The sequence below is a fragment of the Streptomyces sp. NPDC059679 genome (genome assembly GCF_042734105.1).
Taxonomy (GTDB): Bacteria; Actinomycetota; Actinomycetes; order Streptomycetales; family Streptomycetaceae; genus Streptomyces.
Genome location: NZ_JBHWES010000026.1, coordinates 96,159 through 116,966, shown reverse-complemented (window position 1 = coordinate 116,966; position 20,808 = coordinate 96,159). Strand labels below are relative to the sequence as shown.

Below are 20,808 nucleotides of genomic sequence, written 5' to 3'. Positions count from 1 at the left end.
ATGACGGGCACGCTGCGGCTGAGGGTTCCGGTCGGCGCCGACGCGGAGCGATGGGTGACCCGGGCACAGTGCCGTCGGGTGCTGCTCGTGGTGCACAACGTCACCTCCGCGACCCGGCTGCTGGACGTACTCCCGCTGCTCAGCGGCGATCTGCGGGTGCAGCTGCTGGCGACGTGCACCCAGTCCTCGCCCTTTCTGGCCGGGGTGCCCGAACTGCTGGCCGCCGCGGGGCTGCCGGTCCTCCCCTGGGAGCAGGCGAAGGACACCCCCGTCGACCTGGCGGTGTCCGCGAGCTACGGCGGCCAACTCCACGCATTGCAAGGCGAGTTGGCGGTGTTGTCGCATGGCGTTGGCTACAATAAGAAGCTCGCAACACCGGACAACACCGGACAACACCGGACAACACCGGTCTTCGGGCTGGCGCCCGAGTGGCTGCTGCACGACGGCCGCCCCATCGCCTCCGCCACCGTCCTGTCCCACCCCGAGCAGCTGGACCGGCTCGGCACCGCCTGCCCAGAGGCGGTGCCGACGGCCGTCCTCGCCGGGGACCCCTGCTACGACCGCGTCCTTGACGCCCTCCCGTACCGCGAACGCTTCCGCCGCGCGCTCGGGGTCGCCCCGCATCAGCGGCTGGTCGTGGTCAGCTCCACCTGGGCGCCGCGCTCCCTCTTCGGCGACGGCGGCGGCGACGGTGGCGAAGGCGGCGAAGGCGATCTGCTGCCCTGGCTGCTGCCCCGCCTGGCGGCCGAGCTGCCGGCCGACGAGTACCGCACGGTGGCCGTCCTGCACCCCAACATCTGGTACGGACACGGCCCCGGGCAGGTCCGGGGCTGGCTGGACCGGGCGAGGCGGGCCGGTCTCGGTCTGATCTCCGAACTGCACGGCTGGCGGCAGGCCCTGATAGCGGCGGACTGCGTCCTGGGCGACCACAGCAGCGTCACGTACTACGCGGCCTCCATCGGCAGGCCCGTCCTCCTCGGCGCGTTCCCCGACGGCGACCTCGACCCCGACTCGCCGGTCGCCGCGCTCGGCCGGACCGCCCCGAAGCTCCGCCCGCACGGCAGCCTGCGCGCGCAGATCGAACGCGCCGTCCAAAGCCACGACCCCGGCCGGTACGCCGAGTTGGCCGCCCAGACCACATCCGCGCCGGGCCGCTCCGCCGGTCTGCTGCGCCGCCTGTTCTACGGTCTCATCGGCATCCCCGAGCCCGCCGACCGCCCCGCCCTCCTCGACCGGCTGCCGCTGCCTCCGTACGAGCCCGCCGAACGCACCGCGCCCGTACGGGTCCTGACCCGGCTGATCGACGCCGACCCGCCGACCGTCGCCGTCACCCGCTACGCCGACACCGCCCACGAGCCGGAGGACCCGGACGCCGACGGCGCGCACACGGCGGTGCACGAGGACACCCAGGACGCCGGGCGGCTGAGCGTCGCGGACGTCGTCGTACGGTACGGCGCGGAGGACGACCCCAGGGTCGGCCCGCCCGCAGCCTGGACGGCGGAGGTCCTGGCGCGCCATCCGCACTGCGCGCTGGCCGCGTATGTGACCGGCCCGGACCGCTGCACGGTGCGTACCCGGCAGGGGGATCTGGTGCGGCTGACGGCCACCCCGGACGAGACCGGCCGGGCCGACCTGTGCGACCCGGCGGCGTACGCGTCGGCGCTGCTGGCCTGGCTCGGGGCCAAGCCCCTCGGCGCGGCGCAGGCGGAGCTGACCGTGGTCACCGGAGCGGCACACCACCGCGTCGCGGTGGAACGCCTGTCCCCGGCCTAGACGTCTGCTCAGGCGACCTCCAGCTCCGCCAGCCGCGCACGCACGCGCCCGACCGACGCCTCGTCGCCCGCCGTCTCGTACAGCGCGACCGCCGTGCGCAGATCGCCGGCCTCCGCGGCCGGGTCGCCCAGCGCCCTCGCGCAGCGGGCCCGCATCTCCGCGGCGTCGGCGTGCTGGAGCTCGGCGCCCTCCCGGCCCATGGTGGCGATGGCCTCGTCGAGGCAGACGCGGGCCGCCTCGGCGTCACCGGCGTCCAGATGCGTCTCGCCCAGGCTCATGTACACCCGGCCCTCGTTGTACAGATCGGGCTCGGGCAGGGCCCGGAAGTGGGCCAGGGCCTCGTGGAGCCGGCGCACCGCCTCGCCGTACCGCTCCTGTCCGCGCAGGGCGCGCCCGGTGTGGTGGTCGAGCAGCGCCAGGGCGCGGGGCACATCCGCCGCGCCGTCGTCCCCCGGGCGGATCCGCCCCAGCACCCGCCGGGCGTCTTCGAAGTTCCGCTGTGCCTCGGGGTATCGCCACTGCTTGAGCCGCAGCAGCCCCAGCGCCTCGACCGCGCTCGCCTGGCCGCGGTGGTGCCCGGCCCGCTCGTCCGCGGCGGCGGCGTTCAGCAGGGCTTCCTCGGCCTCGGCCCAGCTTTCGAGGCCCATGTGGGCGAAGGCGAGCTGGACCAGCACCCGGCCCTCGGCCCGCGGGTCGCCGAACTCCGCGGCGCTCCGGCGGGCGGCCGCCACGCCCTTCAGGTGGGTCTCGACCCACTGCTCGTGGAAGCCGAGGCGCAGATGCAGGCCCCACATCGCCTCGCACAGCTGCCAGGCGAGTTCGTCGAAGCCGTGGTGCTCGGCGGCCCGTACGGCCGCGGCCAAGTTCTCGCGTTCGGCGCGCAGTTCGGCCAGGGCGAGGCGGCCGACCGGATGGTGCATGGAGTCGCGGTCCGGGGGCGGCACCAGCCGCGCGTAGGCGGGGCCCAGCCGCCAGCGCCCGGGGATGACGCGGAGGTCGGCCGCCGCCGCGAACCCCAGGTGCCAGCCGACGACGCGGCGCACGGCCGCCGCCCGGTCGGCGTGGCGGTCCTCCGCCTCGCCGCGCCGCGCGGCGTGGTCGCGTACGAGGTCGTGGAAGCGGTAGCGCTCCTCCCCCACTTCCTCGAGCAGATGGACGCCGGCCAGTTCGTCGAGGAGCGTCCGCCGCGTCCACGGCCTTCCGGGCGACGCCCACGGTGATACCGGGCCACGGCCACACCCCGAGCATCCGGTACAGCAGGGCCGCTCGCGGGCTCAGCTCCCCGTACGTGACGTCGGTGGTGAGGTCCACCGCGCCCCGGGCGGACCGGTCGTCCATGGAGGGGGCCTCCTGTTCCCTTCGGTGTGCCCGCTCGGACAGCTGCCGCTCGACGGTGTCCCAGGTGAGGTGTTCCCGTACGGCGACGCGGGCGCCCGTCTCGCACAGCGCGAGCGGAATCCCGCCGCACCGCTCCGCGACCGCCGCGACACCGGGGCCCGGCCCGCGTCCGGCCGTCGCGTCCCGGCCCACGATGCGGGTCAGCAACCGGACCGAGTCGGCGGTGGTGAGCGGGTCGAGCCTCATCACCTTGGCGCCCGGATCGGCCGCGAGCCGGTCGAGGCGGTAGCGGCTGGTGATGATGGCCAGGGACTCCGGGGCGGCGGTCAGCAGCGGCCTGACCTGCCGCTCGGAGTGGGCGTTGTCCAGTACGACGACCATGCGCCGCTCGGCCGTGCGGTCGCGGTAGAGCTCGCTCAGCCGCCGCTCGTCGGCCGGCAGCCGGCCGGTCGGCACCCGCAGCGCGTCCAGGAGGCGGACCAGCGCCTCGGAGGGGGTCAGCGCCGTCGTCGCGGACTGCCCCTGCAGATCGATGTAGAGCTGGCCGTCGGGGAAGCGCTCGGTGAGCCGGTGCGCGCAGTGCACGGCCGCCGCGGTCTTCCCGATCCCGCCGGGCCCCACCAGCACCACCACCGCCGGGACGCCGTCGGCCCTGTCCTCGCCGTCCAGCACCCGGGCGATCTGGTCCGGCAGCGCCTCGCGGTCGGTGAAGGCGGCGTTCGCGGGCGGCAGCATCCGCGGGCGGGACGCCCCGGGGGCCACGGCGGGGACGGCGCGCGACCCCAGCCACCCGGTCTCCCGCAGCCAGGCCGTCACGTCGCGGGCGAAGCCGGGAGAGGTGCGGGAGCTCTCCCACAACTGCCGGGCCAGCTCTCGCCGCTCCTCGTCGGTGGCGGGCAGCAGGGGCGGCTCGTCCGCGCGGACGCCGGGGTCCCGATCAGCGGACGCCTCGGGGTCAGGGTCCGTCGGCTCCGCTTCAGGGTCGGGGTCGGGATCCTGCGGCGAGCCGGGGTCGGGGTCCGCGTCGCGGCGCCGCATCCTCCGTACGAGCCCGGCCAGCGCCTCTGAGCTCCGCCGCCCCATCTCCCCGCCCGCGCCCGACAGGGCGCCCGAGGTCACCGTGGTGACCGCCGAGGCCACCGCCGCCATCGTGAACGGCTCCACAGCCCACCCCCAACTCGCGTCTGCACACACGGTATCGGGAAGATCGCGATCATCGGGGAGACCGCGCTCAGCCCATGTCGCACGTCCTGCGATACGACTTCTCCGGGATCAGCTGCCGCCACTCCTCGCGGGTCAGATCGCGGGAGAGCGCCGAGCACAGTTGCGTCGCGGTGCGCCGGGGGTCGGTGTTCCACAGCCTGACGGTGCCGTCGTCCCCCGCCGTGGCCAGTGTGCGGCCGTCGGGGCTGAAGGCGACCGATCTCACCTGCGCGGTGTGGCCGGTGAAGGTGGCCAGTTGCTTGCGCCGGGCCACGTCCCAGAGCATGACCGAGGTGTCCGCGTTGGCGGTGGCGAGGGTACGGCCGTCGGGGCTGAACGCCACCGCGAACGCGGGTCCGGTGTCACCGGCCAGGGTCGCCAGGCGGGTGTGCCGGGCCACGTCCCACAGCATCACCGTCTGGTCGATACCGGCGCTGGCCAGCGTGCGGCCGTCGGGGCTGAAGGTCACCGCCCGCACCTGCCCGGTGTGGCCGGTGAGCGTGGCCACACGGGTCCGCCGGGCCACGTTCCACAGGGTCACCCTGCCGTCGTAGTTGGCGGTGGCCAGCGTACGGCCGTCCGGGCTGAACGCCACCGCGTTGACGCCGCTGCCCTCCGTGCCGGTGTCCGCGGTGAAGGTGGCGAGCCGGGTCCCCCGGGCCGCGTCCCACAAAATAACCTTCTTGTCCGCGGCGCCCGTCGCGATGATGCGCCCGTCCGGGCTGTAGGCCACGTCCAGGACCCGGGCGGTGTGACCGGTGAGGGTGACAGGCCGTCGCGGGCCCGCGCGGCCGGCGAGCGGCCACAGCATGAGCGTCTGGTCCTTGGGGCTCGGCGGCCGGGAGGCGGGTCCGGTCGGGGTGTCCTGGGAGATCCCGGTGACCGTGGCCAGCGTACGGCCGTCCGGGCTGAACGCCGCCGATCTGACGGTTCCGTGGCCACTGGGCAGCACGGCGCGCGGGGTGCGGTGGACGACGTCCCACAGCACGGCGGACCCGTTCTGGCCCGCTGTGGCGAGAGCGCGTCCGTCCGGGCTGAACACCACCTTGTTGACCCGGTCGGCGAGGCCGGTCAGCGGGATCCGGGTGGGGTCCCACAGGGTGATCGAGCCGCTTTCCCCGGCCGTGGCGAGGAGGGTGCCGCTCGGGTCGTAGGCGAGGCTGTAGATGTTGGTGCCGTGTCCGACGAGGGTGGCCTGGCGGGTGTGGCGCTCGGCGTCCCAGAGCATGACCGTGTGGTCCTGTCCGCTGGTGGCCACCGTGCGGCCGTCGGGGCTGAAGGCCACAGCTCTGACCTCCGCGCCATGCCCGACGAGCCTGGCCACCGAGGTGCGGCGCCGCACGTCCCACACCCTGGCGGTGTAGTCCTGGCTCGCCGAGGCCAGCAGCTTCCCGTCGGGGCTGAACGCGACGGCGTCCACGGACCGGGTGTGACCCCGTAACACGGCCAGTTGCTCACCGGTCGCCGCGCTCCACAGCCGCACCGTACGGTCCGCACTGGCCGTGGCCAGCAGTTTCCCGTCCGGGCTGAACTCCACCGCCCACACCATGGCGCGGTGGCCGGTCAGGGTGACCCGCCGGGAGCCGCTTGTGGCGTCCCACAGGATGACGGTGCCGTCGTCGCTCGAACCGGCCACCGTACGGCCGTCCGGGCTGAACGCGACGCTCTTGACCGGCCCCCGGTGTCCGGTGAGGGTGGCCACCTTCGTACGGTGTGCGACATCCCACAGCACCACCTTCCGGTCGTCGCCACCCGTGGCCATCCGGCGCCCGTCCGGGCTGAAGTCCACCGCCCGGAGCCAGGTGGCGTGGCCGGTGAGGGTGGCCACCCGGGTGTGGTGGCGGGCATCCCACAGCACCGTCTTCCCGTCCCGGCCGACGCTGGCGAGTGTCCCGTCGGGGCTGAAGGCCACTTCGGACACGGCATCGGCGTGGCCGTTCAGCTCGGCCTGGTAGGAGCGGCGCGCGGACATGCTCAGCAGGGCCCCGCGCGCCTCGGGCGTGGGCGCGGTGCGGTACGCCTCCACGGCGAGCAGCATGGCGGTACCGGGCCGCGAATCGCCCAAGTTCAGTGCCTGTGCGGCCAGTTGACGGGAGATGGCGACCCGCTGGGCCTCGACGGCGCTGTGCCGCTGCCGTACGGCCACCACGCCGACGGCCGTGACCACGACCAGGAGCACCGCCAGACACGCCGCGAGAAAGGCCAGCCGGCGGGCGCGGCGCGCCGCGGCGGCCCGCTCGCCGTCCTCCAGGCCGATGCTCGCCTCCAGAAACGCGCGCTCCACGGAGTTCAGTTCGTCGAGGGCGCCGTCACGCGCCGCCCACTCGCGCGCCACCGCGAGCCGCGTCCCCCGGTACAGCGCGCCCGTCTCGCGCCGCAGCTCCTCCCAGGCGCGCGCGGCCTCGGTCAACTGGCGGTGCGTACGCAGCCGTTCCCGGTCCTCGGCCACCCAGCCGCGCAGCCTCGGCCACGCCGTGATCAGGGCCTCATGGGCCAGATCGACCGTGTTCTCGTCCAGGGTGATCAGCCGGGCTCGGGCCAGCCGGTCCAGGACGGCGGTGGTGTCGGCGGTGGTGATGTCGGCGTTGGTGCCGACGGGGTCGCCCCAGTCGAGTTCGGCGCGGTCGACGCCCCGGCGGGTGTCCTGTGCCCCCTCGCCCGGTGTGATCAGCCGGAGCAGAACACGGCGGGCGAGCGGCGCCTGGGCGGGGGTGAGCCGGGCATAGACGTCCTCGGCGGTACGGGCCACGGCCCCGCGCACCCCGCCGACCGCGTCGTACGTGGCCTCCGCCAGCGTCCGGCCCTTGCGCCGCCGCCAAGCCTCCAGCAGGACGTGGGACAACAGCGGCAACCCGCCCGGCTCGCCGTCGACCTCGGCGATCAGTCGTGCGGTCAGGGAGCGTTCGACGACCAGGCCCGCCGCCGTGGCCGGTTTGACGATGACGTCGCGCAGCTCGTCCGGGGTCATCGGGCCGATGAGCAAGGTGGCGTCGCGGCAGGCTTCGGCGAGTTCGCGGTGTTCGGCGCAGTGTCCGAAGAAATCCGCCCGCACCGCGACGACGACCCGTAACCCGCTTCCGGCGCGGCGGGCGTCCAGTAATCGGTCGAGGAACGCCTTGCGTTCGTCCGGGTCGCGGCAGAGGGTGAAGACCTCCTCGAACTGGTCGACGACGACCACTGTCTCGCCCTCGCCGCCCTCGCCGCCCTTCGGCGCGAGCGCTTCGGTGTGTGTGCGAGGGTGTTCGCCCGGGGCGAGGATCCGGACGGCGGCGGGCCGCTCGTACGGCTCGCCGGCACTCTCGTACGGCTCCCCGGCACGGCCCCCGTGCGGCTCGGGCGGCTCGGGCGGCTCGCGCGGCTCTTCGGGGCCCCGCAGCCGGGGGATCAAACCGGCCCGCAGCAGCGAGGACTTCCCGCTCCCGGAGGCCCCGACCAGCACCACGAACCGATGCGTACGGACCAGGCCGACGAGGTCGCCGACGAGCCGGTCCCGGCCGAAGAACCGCTCGTGGTCCCCCGGTTCGAACCGCGCGAGGCCCTGATAGGGCGGCTCGGCGTCGTCGTCCTCGACGGCCCGCAGCGCGATCTCCTCGGACGTCTGCCGCCAGTGCCGCTCCCACTCCTCGCGGTCCCCGCCACACGCGGCCACATACGCGAGGGTGACCTCCAGCGAGGGCAGTTGCTCCCCTGCGGCGGCCCGCGACAGGGTCGAGACCGTGTACGGGGTGCGCTGCGCCATCGCCCGGTATGTCGGTCCTCCGGCCTCCGACCTCAGCTTGCGCAGCGCGAACGCGAAGCGCTGCTCGGGGCCCGCACCGGGATCGAGCGGCCTCTCCTGACGGCCCATGGTTCCCCCTCAGGTGGCCTGTCTGAGGGGGAACTTAGACACATGGGACGGGTGGGACAAGGGTGGTTGGCGCCATCTCGCGCCACTCTGTCCGGCCCTCACTGACCTGCGGCGGACCGCCTCAGGCGGCCGGGGTGAACGTGGAGTGACCGGAGCCCACCGTATAGATGGCGCGGCCGTTACGAACACCCTCGAAGCGCGGCGCGGACGCCCCGTCCGGGCCCGCGCCACGGGCCTTGAGTGCCCGGCCGCCGGCGAGCGGAACCTCCACTTCAGCGGTGGTGTTGACCGGGATGTCGACCTTGACCTCGGTGCCGTGCGCGGTGGTGTTCCAGCGGACCCCGACGGTCCCGGCCTGCGTCCACACCGTGCCCTCGGCGTGGGTCAGTTCGGTGTCGCGCGGTGGCCGGATCCGCAGTGTGGTGGCGGCCGTGCCGGTGACGTTCAGCCCGAGCAGATCCTGCTGGAGGTCCACCAGGGCGGTCGCGCCCCATCCGTGGGACAGGCTCTGGCCGTCGTCCGGTGCCTCCCAGGACTCCCACGTGAAGGTGCCGCCCCGGGCGGGGATGTTGGCCCAGCCGAGCGAGGTGCGGTCGGTGAACCGGGCCAGCACCTGATCGTCACGGCCCGCCCGGTGCAGGGCGGTGAGCAGCCAGTTGGCGGTCATCGGGCCCATCTGGAGCTTGAGCGAGACGAGGTGGCCGGCGATGGTGTCCACGCTCGTCTCGGGCGCGATACCGAAGGCGATGGCGTACGCGTTCGCGATCTGCGAGGCGTGCGCGCTCTGGCTGCCGTCCGCCTTCAGCCCGTCGGTGTAGAGGCCGTCCGGGCGGCGCAGCCGGTCGTTGACGGCCTCGGCCACCTTGGCGGCGTCGGCGCGCAGCGCGTCGGCCTCGGCCTTCGGCCGGCCGAGGGCGGCGGCCTGGTCTGCGGTGCGCCGCAGGGCGTCCACGGCGAGGATGTTGACGGTGGTGCGGGCCGTGGTGTCCGTGTCTTGACGTCCTCATCCACGTGGACGTGGGTGATTCCCGCCTGCCTCGCCGTGGTGAGCGGTGGGGCTTCGGGTGGGTTCCTGCTTCGGCGAGCGCTGCCCCGGCGTGCGGGGTCTGACGTGCTCTCCACAGGCGTTTTGACGCTCCGCCTCGTGCCGCATCACAGCGGCGCGTTTCGGTCCAGCGGCGCGTATGTTGGCCTCGGCGTTCTCATCCCGGTCATGGCGGGTGCCGCACCCCGAGCAGGTCCACGTGCGAACGTGGAGTTGCTCGCGGCCCTTGGGCCCGGCGAGGGATCCGCACTTCGGGTTGGAGCACATCTGAGTGGAAGGGAACCATCGATCGACCTTGACAAAGGTCCGCCCGTACCGTGCGCACTTGGCTTCGAGGGTACGGGCGAAGATGCCGAGGGACTGGTCGTGGACACTCTTGCCGAGCCGGCCACGCCGGGTGGCCATGCCCTTCACGTTCAGGTCCTCCACATAGACCGCTTGGCTCTCGCGGACGATGCGGGTGGTCTCCTGCTCGATGAAGTCGCGCCGCTGATCAGCGATGCGGGCATGGACCCTGGCGACGGCCTGCCTGGCCTTGCGCCGGTTGTTCGATCCCTTCTGCTTACGGGACAGCGCACGCTGAGCGCGCCTGAGCTTGCGTTCCTGGCGACGGAAGAACTTTGGGGAAGCAATCTTCCGGCCGCGCAGCACGGCGTAGGAGGACAGGCCCAGGTCGATCCCAGTGTCCGTCTCCTCGATATCCAGCTCGGGCAGGGGCTTGTCGTCGACCTCGACCACGAAGCTGGCGAAGTACCTGCCGGACGCGTCCTTGATGATGGTCACGGATGTTGGCTCGGAAGGCAGTTCGCGGGACCAGGCCACGCCGATGTCGCCGATCTTTGGCAGCCTCAGCTTCCCGCTTTCGGTGATGGACCATCGGGCGTTCGCGGTGAACCGGACCGCCTGCCGGGCACTCTTCTTCTTCATCTTCGGCGGGCCCATCGTCGGCCCCTTACGGGCGCCGTTGTTCGAAGCGAAGAAGTTGCTGTACGCCCTCTCCAAGTCGCGCAGGGACTGTTGGAGCACCACGGCTGACACCTCGCCGAGCCAGGCCCGCTCAGGAGTCTTCTTGGCGTCGGTGATGACCTGCTTGGACAGCTCAGCCGCTGTCAGGCGCGGCAGGCCCTTGGCGTGGGCGTCGCGGCGCATACGGAGAACGTCGTTCCATACGACACGGGCGCACCCGAACGCCCTCGCCAGATTGCCGCGCTGAGAAGCGCTCGGATACACGCGGAAGTTGTACCGGAGCTTCATACCGATCAACGTAGTCGCTTGGTTTATGGCCGAGCATGGATCGATCACAATTGGCAGGCATTGACTTTTCTCTCGTATTCGCGTGTGGTTTTCGTGACGGAGTACCGGCACAGGGTGTTCAACGACGCGCATTTGACACGCATATAGAGGAGGTCAGGCCCAACGTGGGCGGCCCCGGGGTCGATGTCGCGTGGCCGCCACCCGAACAGCGGGGCGCCCTCGACGTCGAGCGTCCGGGCGCGGTCGCCGACGGTGAGGTCCGCGGGGGCGAGAGGGGCGTGCCCACCGCGCGATTCGGCCGCCGCCGCATGGCCCGGGGCGGCCGTCGACACCACCGGGAGCAGGGTGGCGGCCAGCAGCACGCCGATCCGCCGCAGACCGCTGCCGGCCTCCCGGCGTCCGGGGACTCTCCATATCGCCTTTGACAACGTCGCCTCTAAAACTATTGAATCGATTCAACAGCGGAGATCATTGTGTCAGTGCGGATACGAGGATGAGAACCCGCCGGAACCCGGAAATCTGTCAGGTGCAGCTCAGGGCGCAGGACTCAGGGGCGCGCGGTGGGCTCGACCGTGACCCGTTCGACCGGCTCCGCCGGGCCCCGGGTGTGACGGGTGAAGCGCATCGCGATACACGCGCCCACGTACAGCCCGGCGACGACGAGAAGCAGCGCCTGATAGCCGGTGACCAGGGCGAGGTATTCGAGCGTGCCACCGGTGAGGGCGCCCAGGAGGTTCGCGCCGAAGGCGGCCGTGGGGTCGGGGGCCGCCGCCAGGCGGTCGGAGAAGATGAGGTTGGCGCAGAAGATCGGCGCGAAGGCCAGGGCGATCGCCGCGATCAGCCGCGCCGCGACGGGCAGCCCGAGCACCCAGTGGGTCGGGACGAGCCAGGACACGGCCAGGGTGGCGAACAGCAGCAGTTGCAGCACGGACTGGTTGACGCGGCGCATCCGGCGCCGGGTCTCGACCGCGCCGAGCACGGCCAGCATGACACCGGCGAAGACGATGGCGTTCACCAGCCAGGTGGTGCCGAAGTAGAGGGCGAACCCGATCACGTTCTTGGTCTCGAGCAGCATGAAGGCCGCACCGAGCAGAAACATGTCGGTGTATCGGACGGTGCGCCGGACGCGGACCCCGGTCAGCCGCACCGACACCACGGTCACCAGCAGGATCGCGCCCAGCACCCAGAGATAGAGGCTGGGGATGGTGCGGTGCAGCAGATACGGGAAGGGGTGGTCGTCGGTGGCGGCCGCGGGCACCGGGCCCGAGGGCCGCCAGGCGGTGGCGCACCGCTGGTCGCCGGGGGTGGCACCGGCAACGAGGATGGCGGCCTTCTTGCCGCCGTAGTGGGTGATGCAGGGTGCGTGTCCGAAGACCGTGCTGAGGGTGGAACCGTACCGGTCGATCAGCCAGTTCTGCCGGTAGTAGTTGTACATCGCGAACGCGCCGCCGGGGGCCAGATGGCGGTGTGCCGCCTCGAAGGCCTGCCGGGTGAACAGATAGCTCTCCAGGCGGAGGTTGCTGGCGCCGGACACCAGGGTCAGGGAGTCCGGCAGGGCGAGGACCACCAGGTCGTAGCGGGCGTCCGTACGCTCGAGGAAGGCCCGCCCGTCGTCGATGTGGACATGCACCCGGGGGTCGTCGTACGGCCGGTCGGGGTGCAGATCGGCGCCGATCTGCCGGAGCCTGGGGTCGATCTCCACGGCGTCCACCCGCTGGGCGCCGTGGGCGAGCGCGACGGCGACGTCATTGCCGTTGCCCGCCCCGATGACCAGGACGCGCCGGTGGGGGTTGGCCGGGGTCTCCCGGTACGGCTCCTCGTACGGGGAGTCGGAGCGCCGCAGCACCTTCAGCGGGGCGATGCTCTGATGCGGAACCCCGTTGGCGGAGATCTTGTAGTCCCGGCTGCCCGAGCTCGGACGCTTGAGCTCGATCTTGTAGTACGGGGACCAGGAGATCCCGCTCGCCAGCGACTCCAGCGTCAGCGCCGCCACCACCGCGGCCAGCGGCACCGCGTACCGGACGGTGTTGTGCCGCCCGCCCAGCACCAGCAGCGCCACCGCGGCCAGAATCCCCCACACCACCGACGGGGCGCGCAGCCAGGACAGCGCGGCGAACGAGAGCGAGCCGGCCAGCGAGCCCAGCAGGTCGTAGCGGTAGGCGTCCAGCGACGGCAGCTGCCGGAACAGGTCCGCCGTCATCTTGCCGATGGCCATCATGATGAGCGCGACCAGCCCGAACAGGATCGGGAGAGTCACCCACTGGGGCAGCCCGGTGGTCTTCACGGCCGTGAAGTAGATGACCTCGCCGCTGGTCTGCCGCACCTGTACGGGAAACTCCCGCACCAGGACCACGAGGACGGCGAGCGGTACCGGCGCCCAGCGGGTGAGCCACTGCCCGCGCCCGGCCGGGATCAGAAAGCCCAGGCCGATGCCGAGGAACGAGCCCAGAAGGATGAAGTTCGAGAAGTAGCTCAGGTGGACGATGTTGGCGCCGGTCCACCTGATCAGCGCCAACTCCACAAAGAGCATGGTGGCGCTGGCCAGCACCAGCCTCGGGCGCAGGTTCCGCGTTCGAGCGCTGTCGTCCATGCCTGGACGGTGTCATCCGAGCAGGGGCAGGTCGAGCACCCCCGGCGGCACATGCGCCACCTGGCAGGCGCGTGTCACCTGATGGGGCCAACTCCGCTGTCGGTGGGCCATGACACTCTGCGATTCCGGAGCGAGTCACAGTGGATACGGAGGGGCGCGGTATGGGGATGTCGAGCTTCTGGCTCGTGGGGGCGCTGGGTGAGGTGGACGTCGCGGAGCTGGCCCCGCTCGCGGTGCCCGCCATCGAGGCCACGGCGGCGCGGTCGGCGGCGGTGGGCACCTGGTCGCGCTGGGAGCGCGACGCGGCGCGCGGCGGTGGTGCGGTGCCGGTGTGGCGCGAGGACGGCGTCTACAACACCGAGGACGCGCTGCGCCTGTACAACTTGGTCGACGACTCGGCCTTCGACGCGATGGACAGCTCGGGGAAGCTCCACATCATGGACTGGTGGGACCGGCTCGACACCGACACGGTCGAGCCGTTCTTCGAGTCCGTACGCAAGGACAATCCGGTGGCCGCCCTCTTCCACGGCCTGGGCCCCGAGCGCGCGGCGCTGCTGCCCGGCTGGGTCGGCGACGCGGTGTTCCCCGCCGACGAGGTGCGGCGCCGGCTTCCGGCGGCCGAGGCCGCGCTCGCGGTGTCCGGGGCGGAGCGCGAGCGGGCGCTGGCCCGGATCGACGACTGGCCGGGCGAGAAGGAGGCCGAGTCGCTGCTCGACGGGCCGCTGCGGGTGTGGCGGGAGACGGCCGGGGCCGGGCTGGGGCTACTGGCCTCCCGTATCTGGCACTGATCCGCCGGTCGCGCTGCGCACCGGATTCCCGGCGGCGTCGGTCCGGCCGTCGGACGGGGATTCGTCCTGCGGCGGGGTGCCCTTCGGCCGGGAGCTGGGCCTCGAATCGCTTGGCCTGGATTCGCTCGGCCTGGATTCGCTTGGCCGGGAGTCCCGCGAGGCGCCGTTCTCCGTCGCGAGGTTCTTCGCCCCGCCGTTCTCGGACGCTCGGGGCTCCGGCGTCCGCGCCTCGGGTGTCCGCGCCTCGGCCGCCGGTGTCTCCGGTGTCTTCGTCTCCGGTATCTGTGTCTCCGGCGTCTGTGTCTCCGGCGTTCTGGATGCCTGTCGTGGGGTGCGCCTGTGGTGCAGCCGGGAGCGTACGTCGGCATGCGGCAGGAACTGCGCCCAGCGCTCGGGGAACTCCGACGGCGGGGTGATCTCCGCCGCCCCGTCGTCCGCGGTGCGCTGCTCCCAGGCCCGCCGCCTGGCCGCGTCCTCCCGCGCCCGGGCGGCGGCCTCGGCGCGCCCGGCGGCGGTGGCGACCGACGGCCAGACCCGGTCGATCGCGGCGTTGACGGCCGCGCCGACGAGCACCGCGAAGGCGGACACACCGATCCACAGCAGCACGGCGACGGGTGCGGCCAGCGAGCCGTAGATCGTCGGCCCCTCGACGGTGTGGACCAGGTAGATGCGGAGCAGGACGCTGCCGAGCACCCATATGGCCAGCGCGACCAGCGCCCCGGGGATGTCCTCCCGCCAGGGCGAGCGCACCGGCACGGAGACGTGGTAGAGCGTGGTGAGGAAGGCGACGGACAGCAGGATCACCACGGGCCAGTAAAGGATCCGTACGAGGTCCCCGCTCGCGGGCACCAGGTCCACGACGGTCTCCGGGCCGATCACCATCAGGGGCAGCGCCACCGCCCCGATGATCAGCGCGACCAGATAGAGAAGGAAGGACAGCAGCCGGGTCCTGACGATCCCGCGGCGGCCTTCGAGCCCGTACATGATGGTGATGGTGTCGACGAAGACGTTGACGGCGCGGGAACCGGACCACAGGGCGATGGCGAAGCCGAGCGAGATGACGTCCGGGCGGCCGCCCTTGATCACGTCGTCCAGCAGCGGCCGGGCGATCTCCCGGACCCCCTTGTCGGACAGTACGGTCCCCGAGGCGTTGAGGATGTTCTGCCGGATGGTGGCCACGGTGTCGGTGTTGGTCCACGCGTCGAAGTAGCCGAGGAGCCCGATCAGGGCGAGCAGCAGCGGCGGCAGCGACAGCAGGGTGAAGAAGGCGGCCTCGGCGGCCAGGCCGGTGACCCGGTACTCCATGCAGGAGTGGACGGTGTCCTTCAGCAGCAGCCAGGCCATCCTGCGCTTGGACACATTGCGGTACAAGGCGCGGGCCTTGTTGAGCCGACCGGACGGCTTCGACGGTTCTTTCCCTGGCTGCACCTTCCAACGGTATCCGCCCCGGGACGCCCCACGGCCCCCGGTGTTTCCCTCCGTGACCAGCAGGTGACCAGGCCGGACAAGGCGAGCCGCAAAAGAAGGGGGGAACTCGGCGGAGGGGATGCCGCGCCGACTCGGTACCGCCCTCCGCCACGCCCACTGTCCGTGCCCGCTACAGCCATGCGCAAAGGTTGCGCCGCGTTGCAGCCACCGGCCGCGGTCGTGATGGGATGTGACGTATGAGCATCACCGTCACCACCTGGTCCCTGGAGCAGACCTCGCCCGCGGACCTCGCCCCGGCGCAGCAGCCCCCCGCCGACGCGGGGGTGCGGATCGTACGGGCCGAGATCCCGGGCCCGGAGTTCAACCGCTTCCTCTATACGACCGTCGGCGCGGATGTGGCCTGGACGGACCGGCTGGGGTGGACCGTCGAGCGGTGGCGGGAGTTCCTGGAGCGGCCCGGCGTGGAGACCTGGGTCGCGTATGAGCGCGGCACTCCGGCGGGGTACATCGAGCTGGACGGGCAGGACGAGGGCGTGGTGGAGATCGCGTACTTCGGGCTGCTGCCCGCCTTCCGGGGGCGGCGTATCGGCGGGCATCTGCTGACCTGGGGCACCGCCCGCGCCTGGGACCTGGCCGAGCGCTGGGCCTGGCGGCCGCCGACCAAGCGGGTGTGGCTGCACACCTGCAGCACGGACGGGCCGTACGCGCTGGACAACTACCGGCGGCGCGGGTTCCGGGTCTTCGACACCAAGCACGACGCCGAGACCGAGTGAGCCGTGCGCCCGGACCGCAAGTCACGCGACAGGTGACCAAGGACACAGCATCCCACCATGCGAGACATTGTTGTCCAGATATTGGATGATGGTGGACTGCCCCGAGACCCCCATGCCACGCTTCCCTCATGTCTCGAGCTGGAATTGCCTTGGTGAGTCGGCGCCACGTCGATCTCGGCCGCATGTCCAGCGCGATCTGTCCAGCCGGCTGAGGCTGTACCCCTAGGCGGGCCCCGACCTCGGGGCGCACCGCCGGCCCCATCGCATTCCCCGCCGCCCCCGACGACGTGGGCGACCTCGCACGCCTCATTCTCCCCGCCACCGCACCTCACCCTCCCCCGCATTGCCATGCCCGCCTGCACAAAACCGCAGGTCAAAGCGTAGGTCACCGAAGCGCAGGCCAAAGCGCAGGGCACCGAGGGTGTGCACGAGCACCGTCCGCCGCATCAGAGCCGCTCAGAAGGACACACACCGCCATGGCCGCCACCCCGGACCGCCCCAGCGCAGCCACGCCCCGCCGCAAGGCCGGACGCCACCGCGGCGAGGGCCAGTGGGCCGCGGGTCACTTCACGCCCCTCAACGCCAACGAGCAGTTCAAGAAGGACGACGACGGTCTCAATGTGCGGACACGCATTGAGACGATCTACGCCCACCGTGGTTTCGACGCCATCGACGGCGCCGACCTGCGCGGACGTATGCGCTGGTGGGGCCTGTACACCCAGCGCAAGCCCGGTATCGACGGCGGTAAGACCGCCATCCTGGAGCCGGAGGAGCTGGACGACGAGTTCTTCATGCTGCGCGTCCGCATCGACGGCGGCCGGCTGACCACCGAGCAGCTGCGGGTCATCGGCGAGATCTCCCAGGAGTTCGCCCGCGGCACGGCCGACATCACCGACCGGCAGAACATCCAGTACCACTGGATCCGGATCGAGGACATGCCGGAGATCTGGCGGCGGCTGGAGGCCGTCGGCCTGTCGACCACCGAGGCGTGCGGCGACACCCCGCGCGTCATCGTCGGCTCGCCGGTCGCCGGGATCGCCGAGGACGAGATCATCGACGGCACCCCGGCCATCGAGGAGATCCACAGCCGGTTCATCGGCAACAAGGAGTTCTCCAACCTGCCGCGCAAGTTCAAGACGGCCATCTCCGGCTCGCCGCTGCTCGACGTCGTCCACGAGATCAACGACGTCGCGTTCGTCGGCGTACGCCACCCCGAGCACGGCCCGGGCTTCGACCTGTGGGTCGGCGGCGGTCTTTCCACCAACCCGAAGATCGGCATCCGGCTCGGCGCCTGGGTCCCGCTGGACGAGGTCCCGGAGGTCTGGGCGGGTGTCATCGGCATCTTCCGCGACTACGGCTACCGGCGGCTGCGCAACCGCGCCCGGCTGAAGTACCTGGTGGCCGACTGGGGCCCGGAGAAGTTCCGCCAGGTGCTGGAGGACGAGTACCTGAAGCACAAGCTGGTCGACGGCCCCGCACCCGAGCAGCCGCTGCAGCGGTGGCGCGACCACATCGGCGTACACCGCCAGCAGGACGGCCGCTACTACGTCGGCTTCGCGCCGCGCGTCGGCCGCGTGGACGGGGCGACCCTCACCAAGATCGCCGAACTGGCCGAGGCACACGGCTCCGGCCGCCTCCGCACCACCGTCGAGCAGAAGATGATCGTGCTCGACGTCGAGCAGGACCGGGTCGACTCGCTCGTCGCAGGGCTGGAGGCGCTGGACCTTCAGGTCCAGCCGTCCACGTTCCGGCGCGGCACGATGGCCTGCACCGGCATCGAGTTCTGCAAGCTCGCGATCGTCGAGACCAAGGCGCGCGGCTCCTCGCTGATCGACGAGCTGGAGCGCCGTCTGCCCGAGTTCGACGAGCCCATCACCATCAACCTCAACGGCTGCCCCAACGCGTGCGCGCGCATCCAGGTCGCCGATATCGGCCTCAAGGGCCAGCTGGTCATGGACGCGGGCGGCGACCAGGTCGAGGGCTACCAGGTCCACCTGGGCGGCGCGCTCGGCCTGGAGGCCGGCTTCGGCCGCAAGGTGCGCGGTCTGAAGGTCACTTCCGCCGAACTCCCCGACTACATCGAGCGCGTGCTGCGCCGCTTCCAGGAAGAGCGGGAAGAGGGCGAGCGGTTCGCGACGTGGGCGGCCAGAGCGAGCGAGGAGGCGCTCTCGTGAGCGACGCACGCATGAAAGCTGCCTGCGCGCAGCGCAGCCGCTTGAGGGCGGTGGCGGGAGACGGGCGGGACGCCGGGCCGCAGACGACTACGAAAGCCGCGCCTCTGCGCCGCATGGGCGACAGTGACATCAGCCGCTGCCGCGGCGGAGCGAGCGGTAATAAGGAGGCGTCATGAGTGAGCGTGCGGCGCCTTTCTACTGCCCGTACTGCGGGGACGAGGACCTGCGCCCCTCCGAAGAAGGCCACGGCGCCTGGGAATGCGTGTCCTGCAACCGCGCGTTCCGGCTGTCGTTTCTCGGGCTGCTGGCCAAGGGGCTGCGGCGCGACCACGGCGAAGGGGGCACGGCGATATGACCGAGCAAGCACAGAACACCGCAAAAGACCTGGAAGAACTGGCCGAGCGCGCGGGGCGTGAACTGGAGGACGCTCCGGCGCTGGAGATCCTGCGCTGGGCGGCCGACACGTTCGGGCCGCGCTTCTGCGTCACCTCCTCGATGGAGGACGCGGTGGTGGCCCATCTGGCGTCCCGTGTGCTGCCGGGCGTCGATGTGGTGTTCCTCGACACCGGCTACCACTTCCCGGAGACCATCGGCACCCGCGACGCGGTGGCGGCCGTGATGGACGTCAACGTCATCACGCTCACCCCCCGCCAGACCGTCGCCGAGCAGGACGCCGAGTACGGCCCCAAGCTGCACGACCGGAACCCGGACCTGTGCTGCGCCCTGCGCAAGGTCAAGCCGCTGGAGGAAGGGCTGCGCGGCTACGACGCCTGGGCGACCGGGCTGCGCCGCGACGAGTCCCCGACCCGCGCGGGCACCCCGGTGGTGGGCTGGGACCCCAAGCGGGGCAAGGTCAAGGTCTCCCCGATCGCCCGCTGGACGCAGGCGGACGTGGACGCGTACGTCGACGAACACGGTGTGCTCACCAACCCCCTGCTGATGGACGGATACGCGTCGGTGGGGTGCGCGCCCTGCACCCGGCGGGTATTGGAGGGCGAGGACGCACGGGCCGGCCGCTGGGCGGGCCGCGCCAAGACCGAGTGCGGGCTGCACGGCTGATGGCTGACCAGGAGAACCAGATGAGCGTGACAGGGCAGGGCGCTACGGTGTGGCTGACCGGGTTGCCGAGCGCGGGCAAGACCACCATTGCCTACGCGCTGGCCGAGCGGCTGCGCGGCGAGGGCCACCGGGTGGAGGTGCTGGACGGCGACGAGATCCGCGAGTTCCTCTCCTCCGGCCTCGGCTTCTCCCGCGAGGACCGGGACACCAACGTCCAGCGGATCGGCTTCGTGGCCGAGCTGCTGGCCTCCAACGGCGTCAAGGTCCTGGTGCCGGTGATCGCCCCGTACGCGGACAGCCGCGAGGCGGTCCGCAAGCGCCACCAGACCGAGGGCACGGCGTATCTGGAGGTGCATGTCGCCACGCCCGTGGACGTGTGCGCCGAGCGGGATGTGAAGGGGCTGTACGCCAAGCAGGCCGCGGGCGCGATCAAGGGGCTGACCGGGGTCGACGACCCGTACGAGGCCCCCGACTCCCCGGATCTGCGCATCGAGACACATCACCAGGGTGTGCAGGAGTCCGCCGCGGCGCTCAGGTCGCTGCTGAGTGAGAGGGGTCTGGCATGACCACCGTGGCTCAGACGAACGGAACCGGACCCGGCTCGGAAGACGGCGGCGACGGCGGCGAGGACGGCGACCTCTACGCGCTGACGCATCTGGACGCGCTGGAGTCCGAGGCGGTCCATATCCTGCGCGAGGTGGCGGGCGAGTTCGAGCGGCCGGTGATCCTGTTCTCCGGCGGCAAGGACTCCATCCTCATGCTGCATCTGGCGCTCAAGGCGTTCGCCCCGGCGCAGGTGCCCTTCTCGCTGCTGCACGTCGACACCGGACACAACTTCCCCGAGGTCCTGGAGTACCGGGACCGTGTGGTGGCGGCCCATGGGCTGCGCCTCCATGTGGCCTCCGTACAGGACTACATCGACCGCGGGGTCCTCAAGGAGCGCCCCGACGGCACCCGCAACCCGCTGCAGACGCTGCCGCTGACGGAGAAGATCCAGGCCGAGCGGTTCGACGCGGTGTTCGGCGGTGGCCGCCGCGACGAGGAGAAGGCCCGGGCGAAGGAGCGGGTGTTCTCGCTGCGGGACGAGTTCTCGCAGTGGGACCCGCGCCGCCAGCGCCCCGAGCTGTGGAACCTGTACAACGGCCGCCACGCGCCGGGCGAGCATGTCCGCGTCTTCCCGCTGTCCAACTGGACCGAGCTGGATGTGTGGCAGTACATCGCCCGCGAGAACATCGAACTGCCGGAGATCTACTTCGCCCATGAGCGCGAGGTCTTCCAGCGCAGCGGCATGTGGCTGACCGCCGGTGAGTGGGGCGGGCCCAAGGACGGCGAGACGGTCGAGAAGCGGCAGGTCCGCTACCGCACCGTCGGCGATATGTCCTGCACCGGGGCCGTCGACTCCGACGCGACCACGCTGGACGCCGTCATCGCCGAGATCGCCGCCTCCCGGCTCACCGAGCGCGGCGCCACCCGCGCCGACGACAAGCTGTCCGAGGCCGCCATGGAGGACCGCAAGCGCGAGGGGTACTTCTAAGC

Annotated in this window: 16 protein-coding genes and 1 pseudogene; 9 read left to right on the top strand and 8 right to left on the bottom strand. The window is 71.8% G+C overall.

Features of this window, described 5'->3' with window-relative positions:
* Positions 1–1,773, top strand: coding sequence for a hypothetical protein (locus ACFV2X_RS26630; protein ID WP_385620863.1), 1,773 nt, complete (start codon positions 1–3; stop codon positions 1,771–1,773).
* A gap of 8 nt (positions 1,774–1,781) precedes the next feature.
* Here ACFV2X_RS26630 and ACFV2X_RS26625 read toward each other — a convergent pair whose 3' ends face one another.
* The 7 genes and pseudogenes from ACFV2X_RS26625 to ACFV2X_RS26595 form a co-directional block, all read right to left on the bottom strand.
* Complete coding sequence (locus tag ACFV2X_RS26625) at positions 1,782–2,912, bottom strand: tetratricopeptide repeat protein (protein ID WP_385620861.1); 1,131 nt, start codon at positions 2,910–2,912, stop codon at positions 1,782–1,784.
* 259 nt (positions 2,913–3,171) lie between these two features.
* Positions 3,172–3,846, bottom strand: a pseudogene (locus ACFV2X_RS26620) (NB-ARC domain-containing protein); the annotation flags it as partial.
* A gap of 496 nt (positions 3,847–4,342) precedes the next feature.
* The gene (locus ACFV2X_RS26615; RefSeq protein ID WP_385620859.1) at positions 4,343–8,161 is read right to left on the bottom strand and encodes a hypothetical protein; all 3,819 of its coding nucleotides are present in this window, start codon (positions 8,159–8,161) and stop codon (positions 4,343–4,345) included.
* A gap of 121 nt (positions 8,162–8,282) precedes the next feature.
* The gene (locus tag ACFV2X_RS26610) at positions 8,283–9,113 is read right to left on the bottom strand and encodes an alpha-L-rhamnosidase C-terminal domain-containing protein (RefSeq protein WP_385620857.1); all 831 of its coding nucleotides are present in this window, start codon (positions 9,111–9,113) and stop codon (positions 8,283–8,285) included.
* 51 nt (positions 9,114–9,164) lie between these two features.
* Entirely contained in the window at positions 9,165–10,592 is a 1,428-nt protein-coding gene (locus tag ACFV2X_RS26605) for an RNA-guided endonuclease InsQ/TnpB family protein (RefSeq protein WP_385620854.1), read from the bottom strand.
* Positions 10,505–10,888, bottom strand: a complete 384-nt coding sequence (locus ACFV2X_RS26600; protein ID WP_385620853.1) for a hypothetical protein — start codon at positions 10,886–10,888, stop codon at positions 10,505–10,507. Before ACFV2X_RS26600 ends, ACFV2X_RS26605 begins: the two co-directional genes overlap by 88 nt.
* Before the next feature lie 119 nt (positions 10,889–11,007).
* A complete protein-coding gene (locus tag ACFV2X_RS26595; RefSeq protein ID WP_385620851.1) occupies positions 11,008–13,050 on the bottom strand; it encodes a spermidine synthase in 2,043 nt (680 codons plus the stop codon).
* A 161-nt stretch (positions 13,051–13,211) separates the two neighbouring features.
* On the opposite strand from ACFV2X_RS26595, the gene ACFV2X_RS26590 reads away from it, so the two are divergent.
* Positions 13,212–13,838, top strand: coding sequence for a hypothetical protein (locus ACFV2X_RS26590; protein WP_385620849.1), 627 nt, complete (start codon positions 13,212–13,214; stop codon positions 13,836–13,838).
* Here ACFV2X_RS26590 and ACFV2X_RS26585 read toward each other — a convergent pair.
* Positions 13,812–15,182: a YhjD/YihY/BrkB family envelope integrity protein gene (locus ACFV2X_RS26585; RefSeq protein ID WP_385620941.1), complete on the bottom strand. Its 1,371-nt coding sequence runs from the start codon at positions 15,180–15,182 to the stop codon at positions 13,812–13,814. The genes ACFV2X_RS26590 and ACFV2X_RS26585 overlap by 27 nt on opposite strands.
* A 320-nt stretch (positions 15,183–15,502) precedes the next feature.
* Here ACFV2X_RS26585 and ACFV2X_RS26580 point away from each other — a divergent pair, with 320 nt between their 5' ends.
* The 7 genes from ACFV2X_RS26580 to cysD all read left to right on the top strand — a co-directional run bounded on the left by ACFV2X_RS26580 (position 15,503) and on the right by cysD (position 20,806).
* The gene (locus ACFV2X_RS26580; protein ID WP_385620846.1) at positions 15,503–16,039 is read left to right on the top strand and encodes a GNAT family N-acetyltransferase; all 537 of its coding nucleotides are present in this window, start codon (positions 15,503–15,505) and stop codon (positions 16,037–16,039) included.
* A gap of 128 nt (positions 16,040–16,167) precedes the next feature.
* Positions 16,168–16,251, top strand: a complete 84-nt coding sequence (locus ACFV2X_RS26575; RefSeq protein WP_309471194.1) for a putative leader peptide — start codon at positions 16,168–16,170, stop codon at positions 16,249–16,251.
* A 264-nt stretch (positions 16,252–16,515) separates the two neighbouring features.
* Positions 16,516–18,213 carry a nitrite/sulfite reductase gene (locus tag ACFV2X_RS26570; RefSeq protein ID WP_385620844.1) on the top strand — a complete coding sequence of 566 codons (1,698 nt, stop codon included), beginning with the start codon at positions 16,516–16,518 and terminating at the stop codon, positions 18,211–18,213.
* A 172-nt stretch (positions 18,214–18,385) separates the two neighbouring features.
* Positions 18,386–18,568 carry a hypothetical protein gene (locus tag ACFV2X_RS26565; protein ID WP_089508809.1) on the top strand — a complete coding sequence of 61 codons (183 nt, stop codon included), beginning with the start codon at positions 18,386–18,388 and terminating at the stop codon, positions 18,566–18,568.
* The gene (locus ACFV2X_RS26560) at positions 18,565–19,272 is read left to right on the top strand and encodes a phosphoadenylyl-sulfate reductase (RefSeq protein ID WP_385620840.1); all 708 of its coding nucleotides are present in this window, start codon (positions 18,565–18,567) and stop codon (positions 19,270–19,272) included. The genes ACFV2X_RS26565 and ACFV2X_RS26560 overlap by 4 nt, the downstream gene beginning before the upstream one ends.
* The gene (cysC, locus tag ACFV2X_RS26555) at positions 19,272–19,838 is read left to right on the top strand and encodes an adenylyl-sulfate kinase (RefSeq protein ID WP_385620838.1); all 567 of its coding nucleotides are present in this window, start codon (positions 19,272–19,274) and stop codon (positions 19,836–19,838) included. Before ACFV2X_RS26560 ends, cysC begins: the two co-directional genes overlap by 1 nt.
* Complete coding sequence (cysD, locus tag ACFV2X_RS26550) at positions 19,835–20,806, top strand: sulfate adenylyltransferase subunit CysD (RefSeq protein ID WP_385620836.1); 972 nt, start codon at positions 19,835–19,837, stop codon at positions 20,804–20,806. The genes cysC and cysD overlap by 4 nt, the downstream gene beginning before the upstream one ends.
* The last annotated feature ends 2 nt before the right edge of the window (positions 20,807–20,808 follow it).

Coding starts and splice junctions, on each gene's coding strand:
- ACFV2X_RS26630 (WP_385620863.1), top strand. CDS start 1: ATGACGGGCACGCTGCGGCTGAGGGTTCCGGTCGGCGCCGACGCGGAG.
- ACFV2X_RS26615 (WP_385620859.1), bottom strand. CDS start 8,161: ATGGGCCGTCAGGAGAGGCCGCTCGATCCCGGTGCGGGCCCCGAGCAG.
- ACFV2X_RS26605 (WP_385620854.1), bottom strand. CDS start 10,592: ATGCGCGTCGTTGAACACCCTGTGCCGGTACTCCGTCACGAAAACCAC.
- ACFV2X_RS26595 (WP_385620851.1), bottom strand. CDS start 13,050: ATGGACGACAGCGCTCGAACGCGGAACCTGCGCCCGAGGCTGGTGCTG.
- ACFV2X_RS26590 (WP_385620849.1), top strand. CDS start 13,212: ATGGGGATGTCGAGCTTCTGGCTCGTGGGGGCGCTGGGTGAGGTGGAC.
- ACFV2X_RS26585 (WP_385620941.1), bottom strand. CDS start 15,182: ATGGCCTGGCTGCTGCTGAAGGACACCGTCCACTCCTGCATGGAGTAC.
- ACFV2X_RS26580 (WP_385620846.1), top strand. CDS start 15,503: ATGAGCATCACCGTCACCACCTGGTCCCTGGAGCAGACCTCGCCCGCG.
- ACFV2X_RS26575 (WP_309471194.1), top strand. CDS start 16,168: ATGTCTCGAGCTGGAATTGCCTTGGTGAGTCGGCGCCACGTCGATCTC.
- ACFV2X_RS26570 (WP_385620844.1), top strand. CDS start 16,516: ATGGCCGCCACCCCGGACCGCCCCAGCGCAGCCACGCCCCGCCGCAAG.
- ACFV2X_RS26565 (WP_089508809.1), top strand. CDS start 18,386: ATGAGTGAGCGTGCGGCGCCTTTCTACTGCCCGTACTGCGGGGACGAG.
- ACFV2X_RS26560 (WP_385620840.1), top strand. CDS start 18,565: ATGACCGAGCAAGCACAGAACACCGCAAAAGACCTGGAAGAACTGGCC.
- cysC (WP_385620838.1), top strand. CDS start 19,272: ATGGCTGACCAGGAGAACCAGATGAGCGTGACAGGGCAGGGCGCTACG.
- cysD (WP_385620836.1), top strand. CDS start 19,835: ATGACCACCGTGGCTCAGACGAACGGAACCGGACCCGGCTCGGAAGAC.